Source organism: Xanthomonas sp. BRIP62411 (assembly GCF_003993525.1).
Taxonomy (GTDB): Bacteria; Pseudomonadota; Gammaproteobacteria; order Xanthomonadales; family Xanthomonadaceae; genus Xanthomonas; species Xanthomonas euroxanthea.
Window position 1 is genome coordinate 26,269 of record NZ_QEZI01000004.1, and the last position, 24,061, is coordinate 50,329.

At 67.7% G+C, this 24,061-nt stretch carries 24 protein-coding genes; 14 read left to right on the top strand and 10 right to left on the bottom strand.

The window, feature by feature from the left end; translation table 11 throughout:
• Position 1: 1 nt before the first annotated feature.
• The 4 genes from EO139_RS01795 to EO139_RS01810 all read right to left on the bottom strand — a co-directional run bounded on the left by EO139_RS01795 (position 2) and on the right by EO139_RS01810 (position 2,772).
• Positions 2 to 277 (bottom strand): hypothetical protein, encoded by a 276-nt coding sequence (locus EO139_RS01795; RefSeq protein WP_126969147.1) that lies wholly within the window; start codon positions 275 to 277, stop codon positions 2 to 4.
• 134 nt (positions 278 to 411) lie between these two features.
• Complete coding sequence (locus EO139_RS01800; protein ID WP_126969148.1) at positions 412 to 915, bottom strand: hypothetical protein; 504 nt, start codon at positions 913 to 915, stop codon at positions 412 to 414.
• Positions 912 to 1,775 carry a DUF2145 domain-containing protein gene (locus tag EO139_RS01805; RefSeq protein WP_126969149.1) on the bottom strand — a complete coding sequence of 288 codons (864 nt, stop codon included), beginning with the start codon at positions 1,773 to 1,775 and terminating at the stop codon, positions 912 to 914. The genes EO139_RS01800 and EO139_RS01805 overlap by 4 nt, the downstream gene beginning before the upstream one ends.
• Before the next feature lie 49 nt (positions 1,776 to 1,824).
• Positions 1,825 to 2,772 (bottom strand): ELM1/GtrOC1 family putative glycosyltransferase, encoded by a 948-nt coding sequence (locus EO139_RS01810; RefSeq protein ID WP_126969150.1) that lies wholly within the window; start codon positions 2,770 to 2,772, stop codon positions 1,825 to 1,827.
• 136 nt (positions 2,773 to 2,908) lie between these two features.
• Here EO139_RS01810 and EO139_RS01815 point away from each other — a divergent pair, with 136 nt between their 5' ends.
• Both EO139_RS01815 and EO139_RS01820 read left to right on the top strand, forming a co-directional pair.
• Positions 2,909 to 3,499, top strand: coding sequence for a malonic semialdehyde reductase (locus EO139_RS01815; RefSeq protein WP_126944795.1), 591 nt, complete (start codon positions 2,909 to 2,911; stop codon positions 3,497 to 3,499).
• A gap of 231 nt (positions 3,500 to 3,730) precedes the next feature.
• Positions 3,731 to 4,459, top strand: coding sequence for a YceI family protein (locus EO139_RS01820; protein WP_104583572.1), 729 nt, complete (start codon positions 3,731 to 3,733; stop codon positions 4,457 to 4,459).
• 233 nt (positions 4,460 to 4,692) lie between these two features.
• On the opposite strand, the gene EO139_RS01825 is transcribed toward EO139_RS01820, so the two are convergent.
• Positions 4,693 to 5,481, bottom strand: a complete 789-nt coding sequence (locus tag EO139_RS01825; protein ID WP_126969151.1) for a siderophore-interacting protein — start codon at positions 5,479 to 5,481, stop codon at positions 4,693 to 4,695.
• Positions 5,482 to 5,839: 358 nt separating this feature from the next.
• Positions 5,840 to 6,382, bottom strand: a complete 543-nt coding sequence (locus EO139_RS01830) for a PadR family transcriptional regulator (protein WP_126969163.1) — start codon at positions 6,380 to 6,382, stop codon at positions 5,840 to 5,842.
• 190 nt (positions 6,383 to 6,572) lie between these two features.
• Here EO139_RS01830 and mdcA point away from each other — a divergent pair, with 190 nt between their 5' ends.
• The 9 genes from mdcA to EO139_RS01875 all read left to right on the top strand — a co-directional run bounded on the left by mdcA (position 6,573) and on the right by EO139_RS01875 (position 15,795).
• Positions 6,573 to 8,219, top strand: a complete 1,647-nt coding sequence (gene mdcA / locus EO139_RS01835; protein ID WP_126944791.1) for a malonate decarboxylase subunit alpha — start codon at positions 6,573 to 6,575, stop codon at positions 8,217 to 8,219.
• A 9-nt stretch (positions 8,220 to 8,228) separates the two neighbouring features.
• Positions 8,229 to 8,546 carry a malonate decarboxylase acyl carrier protein gene (gene mdcC, locus EO139_RS01840; protein WP_104649296.1) on the top strand — a complete coding sequence of 106 codons (318 nt, stop codon included), beginning with the start codon at positions 8,229 to 8,231 and terminating at the stop codon, positions 8,544 to 8,546.
• A 406-nt stretch (positions 8,547 to 8,952) separates the two neighbouring features.
• On the top strand, positions 8,953 to 9,873 hold the full coding sequence (locus tag EO139_RS01845; protein WP_126969152.1) for a biotin-independent malonate decarboxylase subunit beta: 921 nt from the start codon (positions 8,953 to 8,955) through the stop codon (positions 9,871 to 9,873).
• On the top strand, positions 9,864 to 10,568 hold the full coding sequence (gene mdcE / locus EO139_RS01850) for a biotin-independent malonate decarboxylase subunit gamma (protein WP_126969153.1): 705 nt from the start codon (positions 9,864 to 9,866) through the stop codon (positions 10,566 to 10,568). The genes EO139_RS01845 and mdcE overlap by 10 nt, the downstream gene beginning before the upstream one ends.
• A 2-nt stretch (positions 10,569 to 10,570) precedes the next feature.
• Positions 10,571 to 11,212 (top strand): malonate decarboxylase holo-[acyl-carrier-protein] synthase, encoded by a 642-nt coding sequence (gene mdcG / locus EO139_RS01855; protein WP_126969154.1) that lies wholly within the window; start codon positions 10,571 to 10,573, stop codon positions 11,210 to 11,212.
• A 362-nt stretch (positions 11,213 to 11,574) separates the two neighbouring features.
• Complete coding sequence (gene mdcB, locus EO139_RS01860) at positions 11,575 to 12,387, top strand: triphosphoribosyl-dephospho-CoA synthase MdcB (protein WP_241235890.1); 813 nt, start codon at positions 11,575 to 11,577, stop codon at positions 12,385 to 12,387.
• Positions 12,388 to 12,565: 178 nt separating this feature from the next.
• Positions 12,566 to 13,486 (top strand): malonate decarboxylase subunit epsilon, encoded by a 921-nt coding sequence (gene mdcH / locus EO139_RS01865; RefSeq protein ID WP_126969156.1) that lies wholly within the window; start codon positions 12,566 to 12,568, stop codon positions 13,484 to 13,486.
• A gap of 154 nt (positions 13,487 to 13,640) precedes the next feature.
• Entirely contained in the window at positions 13,641 to 14,996 is a 1,356-nt protein-coding gene (locus EO139_RS01870; RefSeq protein WP_039523211.1) for an SLC13 family permease, read from the top strand.
• Between the two features lie 79 nt (positions 14,997 to 15,075).
• Entirely contained in the window at positions 15,076 to 15,795 is a 720-nt protein-coding gene (locus EO139_RS01875) for a GntR family transcriptional regulator (RefSeq protein WP_126969157.1), read from the top strand.
• Positions 15,796 to 15,961: 166 nt separating this feature from the next.
• Here EO139_RS01875 and EO139_RS01880 read toward each other — a convergent pair whose 3' ends face one another.
• The 4 genes from EO139_RS01880 to EO139_RS01895 all read right to left on the bottom strand — a co-directional run bounded on the left by EO139_RS01880 (position 15,962) and on the right by EO139_RS01895 (position 19,617).
• On the bottom strand, positions 15,962 to 16,582 hold the full coding sequence (locus EO139_RS01880; protein ID WP_126969158.1) for an HAD hydrolase-like protein: 621 nt from the start codon (positions 16,580 to 16,582) through the stop codon (positions 15,962 to 15,964).
• Positions 16,583 to 16,820: 238 nt separating this feature from the next.
• A complete protein-coding gene (locus EO139_RS01885; protein WP_005923815.1) occupies positions 16,821 to 17,240 on the bottom strand; it encodes an STAS domain-containing protein in 420 nt (139 codons plus the stop codon).
• Positions 17,237 to 17,668: an ATP-binding protein gene (locus EO139_RS01890; protein ID WP_104649290.1), complete on the bottom strand. Its 432-nt coding sequence runs from the start codon at positions 17,666 to 17,668 to the stop codon at positions 17,237 to 17,239. Before EO139_RS01890 ends, EO139_RS01885 begins: the two co-directional genes overlap by 4 nt.
• The gene (locus EO139_RS01895) at positions 17,665 to 19,617 is read right to left on the bottom strand and encodes a SpoIIE family protein phosphatase (RefSeq protein WP_208415359.1); all 1,953 of its coding nucleotides are present in this window, start codon (positions 19,615 to 19,617) and stop codon (positions 17,665 to 17,667) included. Before EO139_RS01895 ends, EO139_RS01890 begins: the two co-directional genes overlap by 4 nt.
• Before the next feature lie 296 nt (positions 19,618 to 19,913).
• Here EO139_RS01895 and EO139_RS01900 point away from each other — a divergent pair, with 296 nt between their 5' ends.
• The 3 genes from EO139_RS01900 to EO139_RS01915 all read left to right on the top strand — a co-directional run bounded on the left by EO139_RS01900 (position 19,914) and on the right by EO139_RS01915 (position 23,869).
• Complete coding sequence (locus EO139_RS01900) at positions 19,914 to 20,513, top strand: hypothetical protein (RefSeq protein WP_164739677.1); 600 nt, start codon at positions 19,914 to 19,916, stop codon at positions 20,511 to 20,513.
• On the top strand, positions 20,510 to 21,832 hold the full coding sequence (locus EO139_RS01905; RefSeq protein WP_126969160.1) for an XVIPCD domain-containing protein: 1,323 nt from the start codon (positions 20,510 to 20,512) through the stop codon (positions 21,830 to 21,832). The genes EO139_RS01900 and EO139_RS01905 overlap by 4 nt, the downstream gene beginning before the upstream one ends.
• A gap of 1,035 nt (positions 21,833 to 22,867) precedes the next feature.
• Positions 22,868 to 23,869, top strand: coding sequence for an arabinogalactan endo-1,4-beta-galactosidase (locus tag EO139_RS01915; protein ID WP_126969162.1), 1,002 nt, complete (start codon positions 22,868 to 22,870; stop codon positions 23,867 to 23,869).
• The last annotated feature ends 192 nt before the right edge of the window (positions 23,870 to 24,061 follow it).

Here is a 24,061-nt window from a genome sequence, read left to right on the forward strand (position 1 = left end):
GTCAACGGATGGCGGCAGGCATGGTGGAGTGACGCCGTGCGGATTGCTTGTGTTCGCGTGGCCGCGGTGCCTTATCGATCCAGCGTGCTGCTGCGCTGCTGTTTGAGCGCATGCCGGCGTGCAGCACGTACATGCCTCCGAAGACATCGCCAATCCGCATGTACACCGTTGCCGCGGGCGGCGCGACCCGTAGCATGCTGGCAATTGCGTGCGTGCCAGGCATCGGTGCGCCAAGGCTCTGCAACTGCACGCGGCTATGCGCGTCGGTGACGATCAACAAACCGTCGCGCAGGCAGTTCGGCAGGCTGCGGAAAATGCCTCTGCGCGTCCCGCGCGTCCCGCCGTGTCCGCAAACAGTGTGTCAGCAACGCCCCATCGTGACCTGGTGCGTCGGTCAGGAGCTTGCCGGCGTCACCAGGTCGTGCTGCTGTTTTGCGCAGCGGATTCTGCGGTCGGTACGAACGCCAGCGCCTGGCCTTGGGGCGACTGCACCGTCCAGCCGGCACCGGCCGGGCTCGGCTGGAAGGTCACCGTCTCGCCAACACGAAAGCCCGCAGTCGGGTCGTCCTGGCGTGCCGGCCAGCGCAGCAAGGCGGTGTTGTCGGCGTTTGCCGGATCCTGCAACTGCACTTCGCAGCCGCCGTCGGTGGCTTTCTCCACCGACTTGACCCGCATCGGCGGCAACGGCCCTGCGGAGGCCTTGTGCGATGCGTCGCCGAGGGCTTCCGAACCTGCCACCGCGCTGTGGCCCAGCGCCAACGACACGAAGTAGGGCGCGGAGATCACCAGGATCGCCGACATCGCTGAGGCATCGCCGCGGGTGATCGTGGTCAACCCTGCAGTGGCCGGCAGCGGCTGGCCGAACGCGATGGCCAGCAACAACCCGAGGCCGGCAGATCGAAGAGGGATGTTCATGGAGATGCTCCGTGCGTGGCAACGCTGTGGGGAATGGAATCATCCTGCAGCAGCATGTGTTGCTGCTGCAGGAAATCGAACACCGACTCGACCGTGATCACCGAATAATTGCCGGAGATGCGCTCGCTGGCGGGATGGTCGGTCACTGCGGCATTGGCGACGAAGAAACGGGCGCCGATGCGCTTGCTCAGGTCCAGGTGCAGGCGCGTAGGTTGGTAGCCATTGCGCTTGAGCCAGGCTTGCGCGCTGCGTCGATCGCTCACCGGTGCAGATGTCGCATCTGCTGTGTGGGTCGCCGCCAATGCCGCCGCCAGCACTTCGAGCACCCACTGGTTGGAATTCTGATAATCGGTGGAGAACGGGTAGGCGATCATGCTGTAGCGCGCCTCGTGCAGCGCATGTGCCAGCGTGGCCGGATCCTGCAGCAACGTGCGCAGTTGCTGCTGCAGCGCCGGTGCCGGCACGCCGACGCGCAGATCGGCAGTGAGGGCAGTTTCGCCGATGAAGTTGCTCAGACCTTCGTGATACAGCGCCGAGGTGTCCGACTTGCAGTGATTGAGCAGGTGCTTGACCCGCCAGGTGCCGTCGTCCTCGCGCAGCGCGAAGGCCAGGTGGCTGTGTTTCAGCCCATAGCGGCTCAGATCCTGGCCGCCGCGTGCCAGCAGCACCACCTGCGCACCGTCCACTGCGTCCAGCGCCTGCTGGGTGGACCTGGCCATGTCGAACATCGCCGCCAGCGTGGCGGGCGTTGGATAGTGCGGCGTGCAGACCGGCGCGGCAATGGCAGGCAATGCGCAGGTCAGGGCGATGAGCAACGCCGTTGTTGCAGGCCAGCTGCGCCGTGTGTGTTCGCATTGCATGGGGATTGATCGTCCGTGTGGCTGCCCCGTGGCATCCACGGCGGCACCATCATACGTGCAGGCGCTCGCGCACCAGTGCGGCGATGCGCTGGGTTTCGCGCAGTGGTCGCAGCTGCAACGGCGTTGCGAAGACATCCCGTGCATCGCCTAGACGGCCATGCGCCTGCAGTGCCCGCAGATACGTCGCCACCCGTCCTTGCGCCTGTTCGGCAAACGCCGCTACTACCGGCACCGGCGTGGCGCAGGCTTCGGAGAGCAGGTTGACCGAGTCGGCGCTGGCCACGGTCGCATCGGCCCACCCCAGCAGGCCGGCGTACGGGTTCGGCCCATCACCCTCGTCGCACCACAGCAGGCCTGGCAGGCCTGCACGCGCATTGCGCAGCGTCGCGATCGCCTCGGGCGGGGTGCGCCGGGAGGTGGTGACCAGCAGGCTGCCGCCGGCCGCAAGCACCTGCGCGCGGAGCTGCATGCACAGCGCCGCAAGCGCCTGGGTGGTCCAGGGCACCTGCGCGGTCGGGCCGCCGATCAACAGCGCCACGCGTGGGCCGGGCAGCGCGCCGAGCGGTGCGAAGGCGGCGCGCCCGGCGGCCAGCCAGGCATCGTCCACCGGGTTCAAGCTGCCGAGTAATGTGATCACGTTCGCGCCACGCAGCGCATCGTGCTCGGGCACGATCAACAGATCCCAGTGGGGCGGGTCCAGCCGCGGGTCCAGGATCTGCACCGCCTGGCTGCCGCGCGCGCGCAGCAGCCGGGTGGCCAAGGCGGCCTGGCGCCCGCAGCCGATCGCCAGCGTCGGCGGCTGCTGCAATTGCCGCGCGAATTCCGCGCCAAATGCGGCCTGCGCCCCCGGCAACAGGCGCGGTGCGGCCCAACGCCACGGCGCGCGGGCCTGCAGATGCAGTGCGGTGACCGGTGTGGAGTGCAGCGCCTGCGCCAAGGCCTCGGCCTGGCGGGCATTGCCGGCGCGGCCGTCGCTCACGGCCCAGGTCAGCGCCATCGTTTCAGATCCGACATAGATTTGTTTCAGATTGAGCGTGTGTTGCAGCAATCGCGCCACTCTACACTGCGGGTCTTCACGCTGGCGCCGGTGTTGCACCCTACTGTCGCCCATTCCCTTGCTTCCCGGAGTCTCCATGTCCGACTTGCTCGACGCTGCCGCGCTGGATCAGCTGTTTCGTACCGCCCGCACGCAAAACGCCTTTCTCGACAAGCCGGTGAGCGAAGCGCAGCTGCGCGAGCTCTACGATCTGCTGAAGTGGGGCCCGACCGCGGCCAACGGGTCGCCGGCGCGTTTCGTGTTCGTGACCACGCCCGAGGGCAAGCAGAAGCTCAAGCCGGCGCTGTCCGAGGCCAATGCCGCCAAGACGCTGGCCGCGCCGGTCACGGTGATCGTCGGCTCCGATGAGGAGTTCCACGAAAAGCTGCCGTACCTGTTCCCGCATGCCGACGCCAAGAGCTGGTTCGAAGGCTCGCGCGAGATGCGCGCAACCGGCGCGTTCCGTAACAGCTCGCTGCAGGGCGCCTACCTGATCCTGGCCGCACGTGCGCTGGGTCTGGATGCCGGCCCGATGTCCGGCTTCGACAATGACAAGGTGGATGCGGCGTTCTTTGCCGGCACGCCGATCAAGTCCAACTTCCTGGTCAATCTTGGTTACGGCGATCCGGCCGGGCTGTTCCCGCGGCTGCCGCGCCTGAGCTTCGACGAAGCCGCACGCATCGAATAACGGCGGCGAGACACCGGCTGCGCACACCGTCAGGCGGGCGCAGCCGGCGCGCCGCCAGGCGGGGAGCGACGTACACTCCGGCTTCGGAGCGCCCCCCGCACCACCCGACGAGCGTGCGCCCTGTGCCATCGGCCCCAGGCGCATGTTTTCCGCTTTCCTGCAGTCCTCGTCCGTCTGCGTCCGTTCCATCCGCGTTGATCCAATGCGGTCCCTCATCCTCAAGGAGTTTCAATGAAGACCACCCACAAACTGCTGCTGCCGCTCGCCCTGACCCTGGCCATCGCCGCCTGCTCCAAGCCGGCCGACAACGCCGCCGCGCCTGCTGCCGAAACCCCGGCCGCCACCGCCCCGGCCGATGCCGCTGCAACGGCACCTGCCGCCGCCGAACCGGCCGCCTCGACCGCGCCGGCCGTGGAAGTGGCCTCGGGCACCTACACCCTGGACCCGAGCCACACCGACGTGCTGGCGCAGTGGAGCCACTTCGGCTTCTCCAACCCGACCGCCCACTTCGGCAATGTCGACGGCACCCTGGTGTACGACGCGGCCGACGTGACCAAGTCCACCGTGCAGGTCACCCTGCCGCTGTCGGGTCTGAACAGCTTCACCGCCAAGTTCGACGAGCACCTGAAGAGCGGTGACTTCTTCGACGCGGCCAAGTTCCCGACCGCCACCTTCAAGAGCACCAAGGTCGAAGCGGCCGGCCCCAACAAGCTGACCGTCACTGGCGATCTGACCATCAAGGATCAGACCAAGCCGGTCGTGCTGGACGTCACCCTCAACGGTGCCGGCGAGCACCCGATGAAGAAGGTGCCGGCAGCCGGTTTCGACGCCACCACCACCATCAAGCGCACCGACTTCGGCGTGGGCCAGTACGCCCCGAACGTCAGCGACGAAGTGAAGATCCGCATCACCACCGAAGCCCTGCAGGCCAAGGCCGGTGACGCTGCCGCTGCCAAGTAAGTCGCAGCGCAGTGGATGCATCGGTGCGAGCAATCGCACCGATGCGTGTAACGCAAAAGCCCGCCGATCGGCGGGCTTTTGCTTGGGCGCCTACCAGCTCTTCGTAGGAGCGGCCCAGGCCACGAGGGATCCACCCTCAGCCCCACCACAACGCATGAGCATCCGACCTTTGTAGGAGCGGCCCTGGCCGCGAGGGTTCTACCCTCAGCCCGGCACCACGCGCGTGCCCACCCTCACTCCGCCGCCGGATTCGCCTTCCAGTAGCCCTTCGCGCGCACTGAATCCTTATCCACGCCCATGTGCTCTTCGAGAAACTTGCGCATCGCACGCGCGCGCATGGATTCGGTGCCGATCCAGTAGAACGTGTCGCCGTCGTGCGGCTCGTAATCGCGCAGGCTGTCTTCCAGCAGGGTGCTGCTGGCGGCATCGAAGCCGTTGCGTTCCAGCCAGTACACGTCCACCTCGGCGGCGCTGAGCAGCTCCTGGCGCTCGGCCGCATCGGCGATTTCGATAAAGACCTCTGCATGCATGTCGGCGGGCATGGCTTCCAGCCAGCGGCCGATTGCCGGCAAGGCGGTTTCATCGCCGATCAGCACGTAGTGGTCGTAGTCGTCGGCAACCAGGAACGAGCCGCGCGGGCCGCCGATCGTCAGCGTGTCGCCGGGCTGTGCCTGCGCCGCCCAGCTGGAGGCCACGCCGTCACCGTGCAGCACGAAGTCGATGCTCAACTCGCCACTCTGCGGATCGAAATAGCGCGGCGTGTAATCGCGGCCGGGCGAGGGCAGGGCGCCTTCGGCATAGCGTGGGCCGTCCGGTGTCATCGTCGGCAGCACGAAGGCGCCATCGGCATTGGGGAAGAACAGCTTGACGTGATCGTCCGGTGCCTCGCTCTGAAAGCCGGCAAGCTCGCTGCCGCCGAACACGATGCGGCGCATCTGCGGCGTCAGCGATTCGCAACGCAGCACCTGCACGGAGCGCAGGCGCGGGTCGCGGCGGAGTTGGGTGTGGGTGTGGATGGCCATGTGGTGCGATTCCTGGAGGTGGCGCGCAGCTGCGCGGCGGGGGAGTGACTGCATACGGTGATGTGACGATCTAGCCAGACAACTGGCGAAAAACAGCGGTTGTTGCTCAGCCTTCTCCCATCGGGAGGAGGTGCCCCGCAGGGGCGGATGCGGGTACGGGCGACGCCTCGCGCATCTGCCAAACAAGCGAGGTCGATGTCTTGCAGCGACACGCTGATCAAATCGCAGAACAGCGCAGGGACAGCAATGCATGCATGCCACTGACGCCGCGCAACGCAACCACCGCGATGACGCGTCACTGCCGCAAGGCGCATTCAAACCGGCATCGGTTGGCTTCGGACCACAGCGATGGACGCACTCAGCCGTCGTCGCGCTCCATGCCGTCAGCGGCGGCGTTGAGTAGCGCGGCAATGCGTGTGGTTTCTGCATCCGTCCATTGCCCATGCCGCGCAAACAGGCCGTGCTTGATGCGGTGAATGGCCTCGCGAATCGGCGCCGGGGTCTGTGCCTTGATCAGCTCGCGCGCGCGGCGATGGGTGCGGGCCAATGCGGCATCGAGTGCATCGCGCTGCTGTGCCACGTGCATACGGCCGGAGGCGGTGACCTGGTAGCGCTTGCGGCCCTCGTCCAGCGCGGTCTGCACCCAGCCATCGGCTTCGAGCTGCGCCAGTGCCGGATAGATGGCGCCTGCGCTGGGCGTGTAGAGGCCTTTGAACAGCGCGGTGATCTGCCGCATCAATTCATAGCCATGGCGTGGCTGTTGCTCGATCAGCGCCAGCAGCAGCAGGCGCAGGTCGCCATGTTCCAGCGGCCGCGCGCGCCCGGCGCCACCACGGCGCGTGGCACTAGGCGCCACGGATGGATCGAGCTCGCTCGGCAGGTCGTCGCGGTGGGAGCGCATTGTCATTCGATATATCGAATCATGCTGAAAAGATATATCGAAGTAGGTTGTCCTGCAAGCACCGGCCTGTCGCCCGGCTGACCAACATGGCTATCCCCGCTCATGCTGCAACGCGGCTAGACAAAGCTGGCCTCCATAATTACGATGTAATTACTTCGACATTACGGGCTTGGCCCGGTGAGGCAGACGCATGAGTCGACAGTGGGACACCCAGGCCGAGAGCCGGCGCCAGCGCCTGCAGCGGGCCGCCGCGCTGGCGCCGCAGGGGCGCGTGGTGGCGGCCGACGACGTGGTGGCGCTGCTGGAGGCGGTGATCGAGCCGGGCGATCGCGTCTGCCTGGAAGGCAACAACCAGAAGCAGGCCGACTTCCTGGCGCGCTGCCTCACCGAGGTGGACCCGGCGCGCGTGCATGACCTGCACATGGTGCAATCGGTATTGTCGCTGCCGGCGCATCTGGACGTGTTCGAGCGCGGCATCGCCAAGCGGCTGGATTTCTCGTTCTCCGGCCCGCAAGCCGCGCGCCTGGCCGGGCTGGTCGGCGAGGGCCGCATCGAGATCGGTGCCATCCACACCTACCTGGAATTGTTCGGCCGCTATTTCATCGACCTGACCCCGCGCATCGCGCTGGTCACCGCGCAGGCCGCCGACCGCCACGGCAATCTCTACACCGGCCCCAACACCGAGGACACCCCGGTGATCGTGGAGGCCACGGCGTTCAAGGGCGGCATCGTCATCGCGCAGGTCAACGAGATCGTCGATACCCTGCCGCGCGTGGACATCCCGGCCGACTGGGTGGACTTCGTTACCCAGGCGCCCAAGCCCAACTACATCGAACCGCTGTTCACCCGCGACCCGGCGCAGATCTCCGAGATCCAGGTGCTGATGGCGATGATGGCGATCAAGGGCATCTACGCCGAATACGGCGTGGACCGGCTCAATCACGGCATCGGTTTCGACACCGCGGCGATCGAATTGCTGCTGCCTACCTACGCCGAGTCGCTGGGGCTCAAGGGCAAGATCTGCCGACACTGGGCGCTCAACCCGCATCCTGCGCTGATTCCTGCGATCGAATCGGGCTTCGTGCACTCGGTGCATTCGTTCGGCTCGGAACTGGGCATGGAGGCCTACATCGCCGCGCGCCCGGACATCTTCTTTACCGGTGCCGACGGCAGCATGCGCTCCAACCGCGCGTTGTCGCAGACCGCCGGCTTGTACGCCTGCGACATGTTCATCGGCTCCACCCTGCAGATCGATCTGCAGGGCAACAGCTCCACCGCCACGCGCGACCGCATTGCCGGTTTCGGCGGCGCGCCCAACATGGGCTCGGATGCGCGCGGCCGCCGGCACGCCAGCGACGCCTGGCTCAAGGCCGGGCGCGAGGCGGCGCGCCCCGGCGAGATGCCGCGCGGGCGCAAGCTGGTGGTGCAGATGGTGGAAACCTTCCGCGAACACATGGCACCGGCCTTCGTCGACAGGCTCGATGCCTGGGAGCTGGCCGAGCGCGCCAACATGCCGCTGCCGCCGGTGATGATCTACGGCGACGACGTCAGCCATGTGCTCACCGAAGAAGGCATCGCCAACCTGTTGCTGTGCCGCAGCGCCGAAGAACGCGAACAGGCCATCCGTGGCGTGTCCGGGTATACCGCCGTCGGCCTGGGCCGCGACAAACGCGCGGTCGAGAACCTGCGCGATCGCGGCGTCATCAAGCGACCGGAAGACTTGGGCATCCGTCCACGCGATGCCACGCGCGACCTGCTCGCCGCGCGCACTGTCAAGGACCTGGTGCGCTGGTCCGGTGGGTTGTACGACCCACCGAAACGTTTTCGCAACTGGTAGGGGCACGGCATGGAAACCCTGCGGTATCGCTTCGATGGCCAGCACGGCGCGCGCGCCGGGCTGGACCATGCGCTGGTCGGCGTGGTCGCCTCCGGCAACCTGGAAGTGCTGGTCGAGCGCGTGCCGCTGGACGGCGCGATGGAGATCGAGATCCTCACCGCCGCGCGCGGTTTCGGCGCGATCTGGCAGGCCGTGCTGGACGATTTTGCCGCGCGCCATCCGCTGCGCGATGTGCGCATCAGCATCAACGATGTCGGCGCCACGCCGGCGGTGGTGAGCCTGCGCCTGGAGCAGGCGGTGGACGTCCTGCAGGGAGCTACCGCATGAACCGCCGCAGTCACCCCGTAGGAGCGCACCAGGGCGCGACGGGCTTTCCCGGTCACGCCCCGGTCGCGCCCGGGTGCGCTCCTACGCCAGTCATCCGGAATCACTTAGGCACCACCATCTCCGTGGCCGAGTGCAGGGACGACGCACCGGTACTTCGCGGTCATCCCGTAGGAGCGCACCCGGGCGCGACGGGCGTTCCCGGTAATGCCCCGGTCGCGCCCGGGTGCGCTCCTACGCCAGTCATCCGGAATCACTTAGGCACCACCATCTCCATGGCCGAGTGCAGGGACGACGCACCGGCACACCGCAGTCATCCCGTAGGAGCGCACCCGGGCGCGACGGGCTTTCCCGGTAACGCTTCAGTCGCGCCCAGGTGCGCTCCTACGCATGTCGTCGGGAGACTTGTATGAGCACCACCATTCCCGTGGCCGAGCGCAGCTATTACGAGGCTGACGCGCGCCAGCGCATCGACGGCGTGCTGGATGCCGGCAGCTTTCGCGAATTCGTCGGCCCACGTCGCCGCCTGATCAGCCCGCATTTGGCGCAACTGGATACGCCCGGCGCCTTCGATGACGGCATCGTCGTCGGCGAAGGCACGTTGCGTGGGCGCACCGTGCTGATCGCCGCGCAGCAAGGCGCCTTCATGGGCGGCGGCGTCGGCGAAGTGCACGGCGCCAAGCTCACCGGCCTGCTCGAACGCGCCACCGCCACCCACCCGGACGCAGTGCTGCTGCTGCTCGACACCGGCGGCGTGCGTCTGCACGAAGCCAACGCCGGCCTGATCGGCATCTCCGAAATCATGCGCGCCACCTTGAACACGCGTGCCGCCGGCGTGCCGGTGCTGGCCTTGATCGGCAGCGGCAACGGCGCCTTCGGCGGCATGGGCATCGTGGCGCGCTGCTGCAGCGCGGTGATCATGTCCGAAGAAGGCCGCCTGTCGCTGTCCGGCCCGGACGTGATCGAAACCGTGCGCGGTGTGGAGGAGTTCGACGCGCGCGATCGTGCCCTGGTGTGGCGCGTCACCGGCGGCAAGCACCGCTATCTGCTGGGCGAGGCGCAGACGCTGGTGGCCGACCGCATCGCTGCATTCGCCGATGCTGCCGTGCAGGCGCTGGACACCCTGGCCGAGCCGGCGGGCGATGCCGCGCTGCAGGCATTGGAAGTGGCGCATCAACAATTGTCCAAGCGCATTGACGCCTATGGCGATTGCCGCGATGGGCTGGAGATCTGGCAACGCCAGGGCATCGTCGATGCGCAGCGGCTGCCGTTGCTGGACACCGACGCCTTCCTTGCCGCCACCGCCGACCGGAGCACGCCATGGAACTGAGCCAACTGCTGGACCAGCTGTTTCCTCTCGGCCACGCCATCGCTTGCAACGACGATGTGCTCACCGGCAGCGCCACCACGGCCGCGGGCGCCGTCACCGTGATCGGCACCGCCAACAACCTGGAAGTCGGCGTGGACCATGCGCTGGCATTGGCGGCGACCGTATTGGCGAGCACGCGTGCGCATCCGCAGCAGCCGATCGTGATGCTGGCCGACACCGCCGGGCAACGGCTCACGCGCCGCGACGAACTGCTTGGCATCAACGGCTATTTCGCGCATCTGGCACGCACGCTGGATCTGGCGCGCAAGCGCGGCGCGCGGCTGGTCACACTGGTGTATGGCGAATCGGTCAGCGGCGGCTTCCTGTCGTTCGGCCTGATGGCCGACCATATCCACGCGTTGCCGGATGCGCAGATCCGGGTGATGGATCTGCGCGCGATGGCGCGCGTGACCAAGCAGAGCGTGGACACCTTGCAGGCGCTGAGCAAGAGCTCGCCGGTGTTCGCGCCGGGCGTGGAGAACTACGTGCGCATGGGCGCGGTGGAGTCGCTCTGGGACGGCGACCTGGCGCAGGCGCTGCTCGACGCCCTGGCTGCGCCCGGCGATGGCGATCAACGCCGGGCACTTGGCGCGCAACGTGGCGGGCGCACCCTGGCGCGCGATGTCGCCGCCGCCGTGGCCGCAGGCGAGGCCTGAGCATGCCCGCCCGCCATGCACTGGTGTGGCTGCATCCGGACGCGCGCTGGCAAGTGCTGACGCCAGGTGCGCAGCCACGGCTGCAGCAGTGGTTCGCCGCGGGGTTGCCGGCGGTGGTGGCGCGTGGCGATGGCAGCCAGGGCCCCGGCCGCGTGCCGCTCGGCGTGCCATTGCCGCCAAACGAAGGCAAACAGCGGCTGGCGTTGAGTGCCGGCCTGGACGCTATCGTGCGCAGCACCGCGCCGCTGGCGCTGGACGCGGTGATCGCAGCCGCACCCGCCACGCTGCAGCCTGCACTGCAGGCCTTGCGGACGCAGGCCAATGCCAGTGCCCTGCAGCCGCGCGTCTTCGGCAGCTTCGCATGGCAGGCCCTGACCGGGCTTGCGTATGTGCATGCGCAATCGGACCTGGATCTGTTGTGGTCCATCGCCACGCCCGAACAGGCGCAGGCAGTGGTGACGCTGCTGCAGCGCTGGGAACACCGCCACGGGTTGCGCGCAGACGGCGAGCTGTTGCTGGCCGACGACAGCGCGGTGAACTGGCGCGAGTACGCCGGCAGCGCGCAGCAGGTGTTGGTGAAGTCCACCAATGGCTGCCGCTTGTTGCCGCGCAGCGCGCTGTTTCCGGTGTGGAGCGCGGCATGAGTACATTGGTCGAACGCGTTGCCGATGCCAGGCTCTCGGGGACGCAGTGCGCTGCCGCCGAGCGGCAGCTGCTAGTGACAGCATCAAAACCGGCGACAACATCAAAAGAAGCGGGCATCGCGCCGTCCCGGCCTGGTGCAGACAGCCTATCGACGCGCTTGGTTGCTGCGGACATCCCCTCGGCACTGGCACAGGCAGCACCGCCAGAAGCATCCCAGCAGCCAAGACTGCGCCTTGCTCCAGCAGGCGATGGTTCGGATCTCGTTTACGCGCCGTCGCGTGCTGCACGCACGCATGGCGATGTGCAAGACAACGTCGCGCTACAAGCCACATGGCATGCCGAAGCCGGCACCGCCAGCGCGCTGGCGCACCGTCTGGGGCGGCTCGCGGTCGCCGCCCTGCACGCGGAACTGCGCTGCGCGCCCAAGCCCGGCCTGGTCACGCCATTCGACAGCGGCAGCCATGCCGACATGGATGCCACGACATTCCTGCGCAGCCTGTTTGCCCTGCGCGGCTATTTCGTCGCGATTGCACAGGCGGGTATCGACAATGCCCCGTTCGAGCATGTGCGCCAGCTCGGCATCGCGGCCGAAGCGGCGATGCTGCGCGCCACCGGTGGCATCAATACCCACCGCGGTGCGATCTTCAGCCTCGGCTTGCTCACTGCGCAGGCCGCGCGCCTGCGTGGCCTGCACGGGAGCCGCCCGGTTGGCGAAGCCGTCTGCAACGCGGTGCAGGAGTGGCGCGAGGTCTTGCGCGCCGCGCCGCTGGATCCACGCAGCAATGGCCAGCGTGCGCGTGCACGGTTTCAGATCGGCGGCGTGCGCGAGCAGGCCGCGGACGGTTATCCCTTGCTGCGCGAGATCGCGTTGCCGTCTCTGCGCAGCGCAATGCACAACGGCGCCACGCGCGAGGCGGCACTGGCGCAGACCTTGATGCACCTGGTTGCCGAGGTCGATGACCTCAACCTGTTGCATCGCGGCGGGCAGGAAGGGCTGGCTTACGCAAAGACGCAGGCGCGTGGATTTCTCGCCGAAGGCGGCATCGCACAACCGCAGTGGCGCGCGCGCTTGCACGCCATTGGCAGGCAGTTCGTCGCGCGGCGTCTGAGCCCGGGCGGCAGCGCCGACCTGCTGGCTTGTGCCTGGTTCCTGCAGTGTCAGGAGAGCGCATGAGCACACACTGGCCACTGGCAGCCGCGAAGGCAGTGCGCGCACGCGCGTGCAGTCGCGCTGCCCGTTTCAGTGCAGCAGGACACGGCATCCTTCTCGCTGTCCCTGGAGACGTGGCCTGCAGGGCGGATCAGGACTCCACTCGCACGGCGCACGGCGTTACCTGCCAGCAGGCCACCGCATGAGCCTGGCCGTGCTCTGTCCCGGCCAGGGTGGGCAGCATGCGGCAATGTTCGCGCGTGTTGCCGATGCGCCGGCCGCGGCCGAGGTAATCGCTGCCGCAAGCAAGGTGCTCGGCGCCTCGGCACACACGCTTGCCGCAGACGACGCCCGCTACACCAATGCCATTGCGCAGCCGCTGGTCTGCGCCGGCACCCTGGCGCACTGGCAGCTGCTGCGTGCGCAGCTGCCCACGCCGGTGCTGGTGCTCGGCTACAGCGTCGGCGAGCTGGCCGCGCATGCGGTAGCCGGCAGCATGGAGATCGACACCTGCCTGCAGCTGGCCGCCACCCGCGCACGCCTGATGGACGCGGCCAGCCCGGACCACGCCGGATTGATGGCGGTGGCCGGCCTGCCGCTGCGTGTGCTCGAAGCGCTGTGCCAGACGCATGGCGCGGCCATCGCCATCGTCAATGGCGACGACCATGCCGTGCTCGGTGGCCCGCACGCTGCGCTGCAGGCACTGGGCGATGCAGCGCAGGCGCAGGGCGCACGCATCACGCAGTTGCCGGTGCGCGTGCCGGCACATACGCCCTGGTTGCGTGCGGCGGCCGATGCCTTCGCGGTCGAATTGAACAACGCGGCCGTGCACGCGCCCAGGCTGCGCGTGCTGGCCGGCATCGATGCACGTGCCGTCACCACGCAGGCCCTGGTGGTGGACACGCTGGCTGCACAGGTCGCGCAGACGGTGCGCTGGTACGACGTGCTGGTGCAGGCCGCCGAACGCGGCGCGCGCGTGTTTCTCGAACTGGGGCCAGGCAGCGCATTGGCGCGCATGGCACGCGACATCGTGCCGGGCTGCGAAGCGCGATCGGTGGAGGACTTCCACAGCACGCAGGGCGTGGTGGAGTGGGTCCACGCCGCGTGCGAGCGCGCGGCATGAAGTAACGCCAGGAGCGGCAATGTGGGCGTGGCGCAGGCAACCGCCCGGCAGCTGCCCCTTATTTCTGTCAGCCGCCCTGCGTCTGACGAGGTGTGACCCTTGGGTGGCGGGTGGCCATCCGTGCTGTACGCGTATCAGGTGTCTGGGAGGGCGCATGACCCCGCAAATTGCAACGATTCTTGGCTTGGTGATCATGTTCATCGTCGCCACCGCATTGCCCATCAACATGGGGGCGGTGGCCTTCGCGCTGGCCTTCATCATCGGCGGCGTGTGGGTGGGGCTGGACGGCAAGGAGGTGCTGGCCGGCTTCCCCGGCGACCTGTTCCTCACCCTGGTCGGCATCACCTATCTGTTCGCCATCGCACAGAAGAACGGCACCATCGATCTGCTGGTGCACTGGGCGGTGCGTGCGGTGCGCGGGCGCATCGTCGCCATTCCCTGGGTGATGTTCGTCATCACCGGCCTGCTCACCGCCTTCGGTGCGCTCGGGCCGGCGGCGGTGGCCATCATCGGCCCGGTGGCGCTGCGCTTTGCCAAGCAATACCGCATCAATCCCCTGATGATGGGCCTGCTGGTGATCCATGGCGCGCAGGGCGGCGGCTTTTCGCCAATCAGCGTGTATGGCGGCATCACCAACAAGGTGGTGGAAAAGGCCGGGCTGGACGTCACCGAGATGGCGGTGTTCCTCACCAGCCTGGGCTTCAACCTGATGATGGCGATCATCTGCTTCTGCGCCTTCGGCGGGCTCAAGCTGATGCGGCGGCAGGAGGTGTCGCTGGCCGATGCGCAGTATGTAGCGGTGGCCGACGACCAGGCCTCCAAGCGCCCGTTCGCGATCGAAGGGCATGGCTCCCTGGTGGCCGCCGGTGGCGGCACCTTGTCGACCAATCCGCTGGCGCTGGAGGCGGTGGCCATCACGCGCGATCGGGTGATCACGCTGGTCGGCCTGCTCGGCCTGGGCGTCGCCGCGCTGGTCTACAACCTCAATGTCGGCCTGGTCTCGATCACCGTGGCAGTGGCGCTGGCGCTGATCTCGCCCAGCGCGCAGAAGGGCGCGGTGGACGGCATCAGCTGGTCCACGGTGCTGTTGATCAGCGGCGTGGTGACCTACGTGGCGGTGCTGGAAAAGGCCGGCGCGGTGGACTACATCGGCACCGGCGTATCGCATATCGGCATGCCGTTGCTGGGCGCGTTGCTGGTCTGCTATGTCGGCGGCATCGTGTCCGCGTTCGCCTCGTCGGCAGCGGTGCTGGGCGCCACCATTCCGCTGGCGGTGCCGTTCCTGATGCAGGGCCAGCTCGGCGCTGCCGGGGTGATCTGCGCGCTGGCGGTGTCGTCCACCATCGTCGATGTCAGCCCGTTCTCCACCAACGGTGCGCTGGTGGTGGCCTCGGCCGCCAAGGAAGAGCGCGACGCGCTGTTCCGTCGCTTCCTGGTCTACAGCGGGCTGGTGGTGCTGCTGGGGCCGTTGGTGGCCTGGCTGCTGTTCGTGGTGCCGGGCTGGCTGTGACCCGGCCCGCGTTCGGCAGGGTATCGGGGCGCCCCCGTAGAATGGGCGCCCCCACGCCCGCATCGACGACCCGCCTGCCATGACCCTCGCCCCTGATTCGCGCAGCGCCAAGAAGCGCGTACCGCTGTACGAGGAAGTGGCCGAGCGCCTGCGCCAGAAGATCTACGACTACGCACTGCCGCCGGGCGAATGGATCGACGAACCGGCGCTGGCCGAGGAGCTCGGCATCAGCCGTACACCGTTGCGCGAAAGCCTCAAGCTGCTCGCTGCCGAAGGCCTGGTGCAACTGGACGCCGGCCGTGGCAGCCGGGTCACGCGGCTGACGCTGGAAGACCTCAACCAGTTGTTCCCGGTGATGGCCATGCTGGAAGGCCGTTGCGCCCACGATGCGGTCAAGCGTATCGACGCGGCCGGCGTGCAACGCCTGGAAGAGCTGCACGCGGCGATGGAAGCCGCCGCCACCGCTGGCGACCTGGCCGAGTACTACCGCAACAATTACCTGATCCACGAAACCGTGCAGCAGTACGCCGGCAACCCGTGGTTGATCCGCGTCACCCACGACCTGCACCGCATCCTCAAGATGCACCGCGGCCGGCAGTTGCTGACGCCCGGGCGCATGGCGCAGTCGCTGGCCGAGCATCGCGAGCTGATGGCATGCGTACGCCGCCGCGACGCCGAAGGCGCCGAGCGCACGATGCACGGGCATCTGCTGAGTCAGGGCCAGGCCTTGGCGGCGTATGTGGCAGCCGGGGGCATGTTGAATGTGCCGGCGCCATTACCGCGCATGGGCGGGGTCTAGACGTCGGCGCGTGGCTCCCGGCGACCATTCAGTGCACGCCATACGCTTCCCTTCTCCCTCCGGGAGAAGGTGCCCGAAGGGCGGATGAGGGCACGCGCGCGCAGCACCGGCAAGCTTCTCGCTCCAGCGAATCCCCAATCCCCAATACCAGCCGGAAAAAAACGGGCTACTCCGCCAACCCGAGCAACGCATCCACGCGTTCGATCAGCTGCGTCCCCGCCAATCCCGCAAACACCTCCGGATGCGCATAGCCCCAGGCCACCGCGGCAAACGGCAACCCCACCGTCTGCGCCGCTTCCCAGTCGGCGACCTGGTCGCCCACGTACACCGCCTGCGCTGCGGTATGCCGGGTGCTGCGCAGCACCCGGCGCAACGCGCGCTGTTTGCCGAGCAGGTGCGCACCACCGTCGATGACGGCGAACATCGCGCTCAGCTCCTTGCCCAGGGCGCGTTGCACATTCTCCACCGAGTTGGACGACACCAACGCCAGGCAGGTGCCGCGCGCGTGCAGGGTCTGTAGCACCGCGGCAATGCCGTCGAACAAGGCCATCGGCGGGGCGGCACGCATCAGCCGGATGAAGTCGGCGGCCACCAGCGGGATGCGCCAGCTGCTCAGGCCCGATTGCTTGAGCAGCGCGCGGGTGCTCAGGCGGCGCGCGGCGTCCACTTCATGCGCCTGCGCGGCGCGGAAGCCGTGCCGCTCGGCCAGCACGCGCTGCGTGCTCAGAAAGAAACCGAACGAATCGGCCAGGGTGCCATCGAAATCGAAGATGATCAGCTTGGGCATCGCAACGCAGGGATCAGGGCGGCATAGCCTAACCACTGCCGTGCACATGCCGCGCGCAGGCACACCCATATGTGTGCGCGCAGGCGAGGCGACACCGCAAGGCGATCGGCACACCCACTGCAATCATCGCCAGGTGGGCGCGCGTCCGATGCCGGGAATCGACACGTACCACACGTGCACTTCTACCAGGTGCACGCGCATCCATCCATGCCCGTTGGCTACTCGTCGTCAGGGACCCTCACGCCTCGGCAAAATGCGGCACGATCGGCGTATCGCCTTGCGCATGCTGTTCGATGACCTTGCGCTGCATCGCCGCCAGGTAGGCATCCAGTTCTTCGGTGGAGGCGAACACATCGCTCAGCGGCACCGCCTTGACCATGTCGAAGACCTTGCGGATCTGCGGCTGCGGGTTGGTCACCAGCACCTTGCCCTGGCGCGTGGCCAGCGCCTTGCGCGCCTTGAAGATGCAGCGGATGCCGGCGCTGGAGATGTATTCCAGCGCGGTCAGGTCCAGCACCAGCGTGGTGATCAGCGTGCCCAGCAGCGGCGACAGCGCCGCGTCCAGGTCCTGGTAGGTGTGGGTGTCCAGGCGCCCGGTCAGGATGACGCGTTGACGGGTGTCCTGCGGCGGGTCGATCTGGATGGCGAGCGTGGTCATGACAGTGCCTCGGGGACAGGGGCGTACGGATGGAGCAGGGTGACGCGCACCACGTTGTATGCACCATCGCGGCGGTAGTCGATGTGATCGGCGAACTGATGCACCAGAAACAGCCCCAGCCCGCCGATCTCGCGATCGTCGAGCTCGGCAGTCAGGTCCGGCGTCACTGCGGCGCTGGGATCGAACGCGCTGCCGGGGTCGTGCATCTCCAGCACCAGCGCCTGCGGGTCCAGCTGCAGTTGCAGGCGCAGCGGCTGTTCGGCGCACTGGCCGTGGGTGAGCGCATTGCAGCCGAGCTCTTCCACGATCAGCCGCACCTGGCCGATGCGCTCGGCATGCAGGCCTTCCAGCGTGAGCGAGTGTTCCAGCGCGTCGTTGGCGCCGGCCAGCTGGGCCAGCGAGGGCGCGATGGCCAGATCGAGCTTCATCGGGTCGTTGCCTTTCCGGGTGCGTCCCGGCCAGCGTCTGCGACCCGCCCAGCATGCTCCTGGCGCAGCCGGATCGCCAGCAGGGTGATGTCGTCGTACGGGTCGGCCTGGCCGGTGAAGTGGGCGATGTTGGCGATCACCGCCTTGCACTGCGCCGCCGCGCTGCGGCGTGGCCGCAACGCGCCGAGCAGGCGCTCCAGCCCGTAGCTGGCGCCACGCTCGTCCATCGCCTCGGTCACGCCGTCGGTGTATCCCAGCAGCGTCTGCCCGGCGCTCATGCGGCCCTGCAGCACCGGGTAGGCGACCTGCGGCTCGATCCCCAGCGGCGCGCCGGTCTCCAGCGGCAACGGCCGCGCGGTGCCGTCGATGTCGATCAGCACCGGCGGCTCGTGGCCGGCGCTGGCCAGCCAGTAGTCGCCGCTGACCACGTTGATCACCCCGCACAGCACCGTGGCGAACATGCAGGTGTCGTTGTTGTCGGCCAGCCGCGTGGAGGCGGCGATCAGGATGCTGTCCGGACGCGTATGCCGGCGCGCGGCGATTTCCAGCACGCTCACCGCGCGCGCCATGAACAGGGCCGCCGGCACGCCCTTGTCGGACACATCGCCCACCACGAACCACAGCAGCCCCGGCTCGGTCTCCACGAAGTGATAGAAGTCGCCGCCCACCGCCTTGGCCGGCTCCAGCCAGGCGCAGGTTTCCAGGTGCGAATTGGCGCGGTCGAAGGTGCGCCCGGAGGGGAGCATCGCCTGCTGGATCTCGCGCGCGATCTGCAGCTCGCTGTGCATGCGCTCGCGCGCGGCGGTCATCTCGCCGATCTGCGCGATGTGGTCGCGGATCGCATCGCGCGCGCTGTCGAACGCACGCGCCATCACGCCCACCTCGTCGCGGCGTTCGATGTGCGGCAACGGGTAGTCGAATTCGCCGCGGCGAAAGTGCTCGGCGGTATCGGTCAACTCCTCGATCGGCCGCGTCAGCTTGCGGGTGATCCGCCCCATTAACCACCACCACACCACCGCGCCCAGCACTGCCGCCAGCGCCACCCACGCGGCCAGCCAGTTCAGCCCCGCCAGCACATAGCCTTCCGAGGCAGACAGCACAAAGGTCCAGCCGCTGCGCCCCACCGCCGCGCTATGGGTCAGAAAGCGCTCGCCGTCGGGGGCGGTGTGCGCGAACGAGATCGGCTGGCCGGCCGCCACCGCGCGCTGCAGCGGCAGCAGGTCCGGCCGCGCATGCGCAACATAGCGCTCCAGCGTGTAGCGCAGGTTGAGCGCCGGGTCGGGGCTGAACACCAGCATGCCTTCGGGCGAGAGCAGCATCGGCTGGATGCTGATGTCGCGCGGCAGCTGGTCGATGATCTCGCGCAGGTGCTGCAGCGGCAGGTCCACGCTGACCATGCCCACCGGAGCGGCATCCACCGCATCGCCCGGGCGGCGCAACGGCAGGTTGTAGCTGGTGTACAGCGCGCTGCCGCCATTGGGATTGAGATACGGCTCGGACCACCACGCGCGCCCTTCGCGCTGGGTGCGCAGGTACCACGGCATCGCGCGGTAGTCGTATCCCAGCTCCTGCACAGATTTTTCCAGTACGCGCGTGCCGTCGCGATGCACGTACCAGACAAACCCGGTGTCGCGGGCCTTCTGCGTGCGCGGCTCGATGATCAGGCGCGCCGCGCCGATATCCGGGTCGCCGCTGAGCGTGGCCAGCAGCAGGGCGCGCAGATTGAACGGCTGCAGCCCCACCGCACTGCTGCTGGCGGCCAGCGTGCGGCCGCTCACCTGCACCGAATCCAGCATCGCCGCCAGGCTGCGCGCGGTCTGCTCGGTCAGGCCATCCACCTCGGTGCGCGCCGCCTCCACCAGCTCGGCGCGTGCGCCCAGGTAGAACACCGTGCCCAGCACCGCCAGCAACACCACCAGCACCGCGGTGGCGGCCAGCAACACCCGCATGCGCAGGCTGTGCCGCCAGTGCACCCGCGGGGGGACGGCCACGCCGTCGGCTGGCGATGTGGGACCGGTGGCGATGACGCGCTTCCCTGGCAGCGGATGGCCCCGATCATGGCAGTTTTCCGCCCGCCGGCAACTGGCTCACGGGGGCCTCATCCTCAGCTGCCGTAAATTGACCCCGGCGGGTCAGCGAACTAGATTGACTCCCCCTATCGCCATGGAGGCCGGCCTTGCGCCAGATTCTGACCCCGAGCCTGCTGGCCCTTTTGCTTACGGCCTGTAACGCCCCGGAGACCAGCATGACCCAGACCCAATCCCCCGCAACCGAGGCCGCCGCAGAAGCCGACGTGGAGGCGGGCGGTCGCGGCCTTGCCAAGTTGAATCCCAGCCCGCGCAAGGCGTTCGAGGTCACCCTGACCCTGGACAAGGCGCCCGGCGCCTTCGGCCTGGTGCAGGGCGCGGCGCAGTACGACGTCAGCAACGAAGCCGAATGCGGCAAGATCCAGCCCGAAACCGGCACCGCCGGGCGCATCACCAGCCAGGAAGACTTCGCGCTCAAGAAGATCTCCGACACCGAGTACCGCGGCACCGTCTATCTGGACCTGATGCAGGACGAGGACTATTACGGTCGCGGCGTCTGCCACTGGGAATTCAGCGGCGCCAGCGTGCTGCTGAAGGCCACCGGTGCAGAGGAAGAGACCCGCTTCCTGTCGTTTATCGAAGGCAAGACGGTGCAGGCGCAGCAGGCGTCTACTGAGTATTACTGGAGCGAGCGTTATCCGCGTTCAGAGATGAGTGATTTCCCGGACATGGGGAAGCACAACGCTGAAGAATTCAAGCCAGAAATTCGCGACAAGCTCTTCACCATCACGTTGGCTGCCAAGGAAGTTGCGCCATGACCGTCCCATCTCAACAGTACGCTGGCTTGTCGGAGGATGTTTATAAGGATCGCGCGGTAGGTCGGCGCGCGCCTGGCCAGGAAGAAGTCGTCACGATTGAAGGGCAGCGTTACGCCGTTCTCGAGCACGTCAACAACAAGTCCAATGGCTATCAAGGCACCATCTATCGCCGCGAAGGCAGTGGCGAGATTGTAGTTGCGCATCGAGGCACCGAAGGCGCAGTCAATGATGTTCTCACCGATGCGAAGATGGTCACCTCGCGGACCAACCCGCAAGCGGCCGATGCGTTGGCGCTGACCAAGAACGCATTGGGCTACGCAAAGGAGCTTGGTAAGGAAGAGGGGCGCACTCCCGAAGTCACCGTCACCGGCCACTCCCTGGGCGGTGCGCTTGCGCAGGTCTCCGCGCACCATTACGACCTCAAGGGCGAAACCTTCAACGCCTACGGTGCAGCCAGCCTGAGTTACCGCATTCCCGAAGGCGGCAACAGCGTGATCAACCACGTGATGGCGTCGGACCCGGTCAGCGCGGCCTCGCCGCATTTCGGGCAGGTGCGCATCTACGCCAAGCCGGACGAGATCGCCACGTTGACCGGCGCCGGCTACAGCAACAGCAAGGCCAATTTCCTGATTCCCGACTACCCGCTGGTGGCGGCCGGCGGTTCGCTGGGCGCGCACAAGCTGGGCAACTTCCTGGGCGAACATTCGGCGCTTACAGATCCCAGCGCGCGTCCGCTTGCCGAAAAGAACGCGCGCATGATCGACGAATACCGCAGCGATGTGGACGGGCTGCGCACCGGCACCACCATCCTGACGCGCAGCGCGCGCGGACTCGGCCAGGACGCCATCGACGCCATTCGCGGCCCGCTCGCCCCGGGCGAGCCGGCCAAGCGCGACGCGCGCGAGCACGGCAACGAGCACACCTCGCTGCGTATCGACCAGCCGGGGCATGTGGGCAATGCCTTGTTCCAGGACGCGCAGCGCGGCGTGCAGGCACAGGACGCGCGCGCAGGGCGCACGCCCGACCACCAGAGTGCCCAGTTGTCCGGCTCGCTCGCCTCGGAAATGCACGCCGCCGGCGGCCAGCGCATCGACGCGGTGATGATGAGCCCCGATGCCGCCCGCACCTTCGCCGTGCAGGGCCGCGTGGACGACCCCGCGCAGCTGCGGGTCAGCGTGGAGACCATGACCGCGATGAATACGCCGCTGGAACAGAGCAGCCAGCGTGTGGCCGACAACGCCGCCCGCCAGTCGGTGGCGCTGGAGCAGCAGCAAACGCAGACCCAGCAACAACAGCAGGGCGCACGCGCGCTGGGCTGAGTGCGCTCATGCATGCACGGGCGCGGAGCGGCCGACAAAACTGTTGCGCAGCGTCAGGTGGGCGCGGCTGCTCCTCGGAAACGGCGTGGACAACGCATGCATTGCGGTGCTGAGCGCGCCAGCCGCACCATCTGATGGCCGCTCGCTACGCGCTGGGAGTCGCGCTTGATGCGGTGACTGCGTCCGACTCGCAGGGCTGACGCGGCGACGCTTCGATCTGCCAACTGCCGCCATCGAATAGTGCACAGGAAAAACGCCGGCTTGTCCGGCGTTTTTCGTTTCGGTTGCTGCCGATCCACGGATGCGAGCTTGTCGAGCGCGCCGAGCGGGCAGGGCAGCTGGAAGGCGAGGCGGCCTTCACCCGTTGGGCTGCTGCTGTCGAGCTGGAATCGCAGCTTGCCGCGTAGCGCCGGGGTGATCGAGCCAGGGTGGTCGTTACAGAATCAGCTGTCAGCCACAGCCACAGCCATAGCCACAGCCACAGCCATAGCCGTAGCCACAGCCATAGCCGTAGCCGTAGCCGTAGCCGTAGCCGTAGCCGAGCACAGCCGCAGCTACAGCTACAGCTACAGCGCGCGGTGAGCGGCCTATGTACGGCGAGGGCGTGCGCTTCCAGCAAAGCGCCCCGGTGCCAGGAAGCTGGTAGCGCGTCATCGCGCCGCATCGCATCGAGCCCAGGTCTGCTTGTGCTGCCCTAACAGTCGACCACGCCTGCCACCTCAGCGACCGATCGCCAGTGACAGACCCGCTGCGCACTACCGCGCCGTTTCTCTGTTGCAGCCGCACAACAACGCGCTGGTGAAAATACCGCCAGTGCGCTGGCGCAAGGCGTTGGCCGGCGCGAGATATGCCGCAATCACGCAGCAGCTATAGCGAGCGCGACCGCATTGCGCCGCCGTGCTGGAATCGCCACCGTCTTGCAGCGTGCGTGGCATCGCGGCATTGCCCGCATCGCCGCACAACGCGCAGTGAGATTCAGGGGGATTAGGCAGGGCGCCACGTGGCGCGACATCCATCGATCAAGGGAGAGGGTTCATGCACGTTTTTCGCAAGGGGTACCACCGTTTGCTGCTGGTGCTGTTGCTGGGTGGCCTCAGCACCGGCGCTGGCGCGCAGGGCATCGCCAAGGGCGCCGATGTCAGTTGGCTCAACCAGCAGGCCGCGGCCAGCCCGCCGCAGGTGTTTCGCGATGCGGCCGGCAACACCACCGACTTCATCAAGCTGTTCAAGGACGTGGGCGGCAACGCCATCCGCCTGCGCGTGTGGGTCAACCCGTCCGGCGGCTGGAACGATGGCCGCGACACCCTGGACAAGGCCAAGCGCGCCGCCGCGCAGGGCATGCGCATCATGATCGACTTCCACTACAGCGACAGCTGGGCCGACCCCGGCAAGCAGACCAAGCCGGCCGCCTGGACGGGCCACTCCGTCGCCCAGCTCAATACCGATGTCTACAGCCACACCCAGGGCATCCTCAAATACCTCAAGGACAACGGCATCACCGTCAGCTGGGTGCAGGTGGGCAACGAGATCAACAGCGGCATGCTGTGGAACGAGGGCAAGACGCCCAACTTCGCCACGCTGGGCCAGTTCATCAATAGCGGCTACAACGCCACCAAGGCGGTGTACCCCAACGCCAAGGTCATCGTGCATCTGGCCAACGGCTACGACAACGCCAACTTCCGCTGGTTCTTCGACAACCTGCGCTCGGCCGGCGGCAAGTGGGACGTCATCGGCATGTCGCATTACCCGCCGGTGGGCAGCTGGCAGGACTACAACACCCGCCTGGACACCAACATGCGCGACATGATCTCCCGCTACGGCAGCGACGTGATCGTGGCCGAGGTCGGCATGGACTGGCAGCAGGCCGCCACCACCCGCGCCATGCTCACCAACCTGCTCAGCCGCAGCAATGCCATCGGCGCGCGCGTGCTCGGCGTGTTCTATTGGGAGCCCAACGCCTACCCCGGCTGGCAGGGCTACACCATGGGCGCAGTTAATACCAACGGCCAGCTGACCGAAGCCCTGCAGGCGTTCTGACCAACCCGCCAACTCGTAGGAGCGCACCTGGGCGCGACGGGCGTTACCGGGAAAGCCCGTCGCGCCCCGGTGCGCTCCTACGGTTGGGCGTGCAGAAATGCCACCTGGCCGCGCAATCGCTACCTCGACGGCACCTGCCCGCCAGCGCGGATGGCCGGATGCCCTGCCAGAGACCGCCGGCCGCCCCCCCCC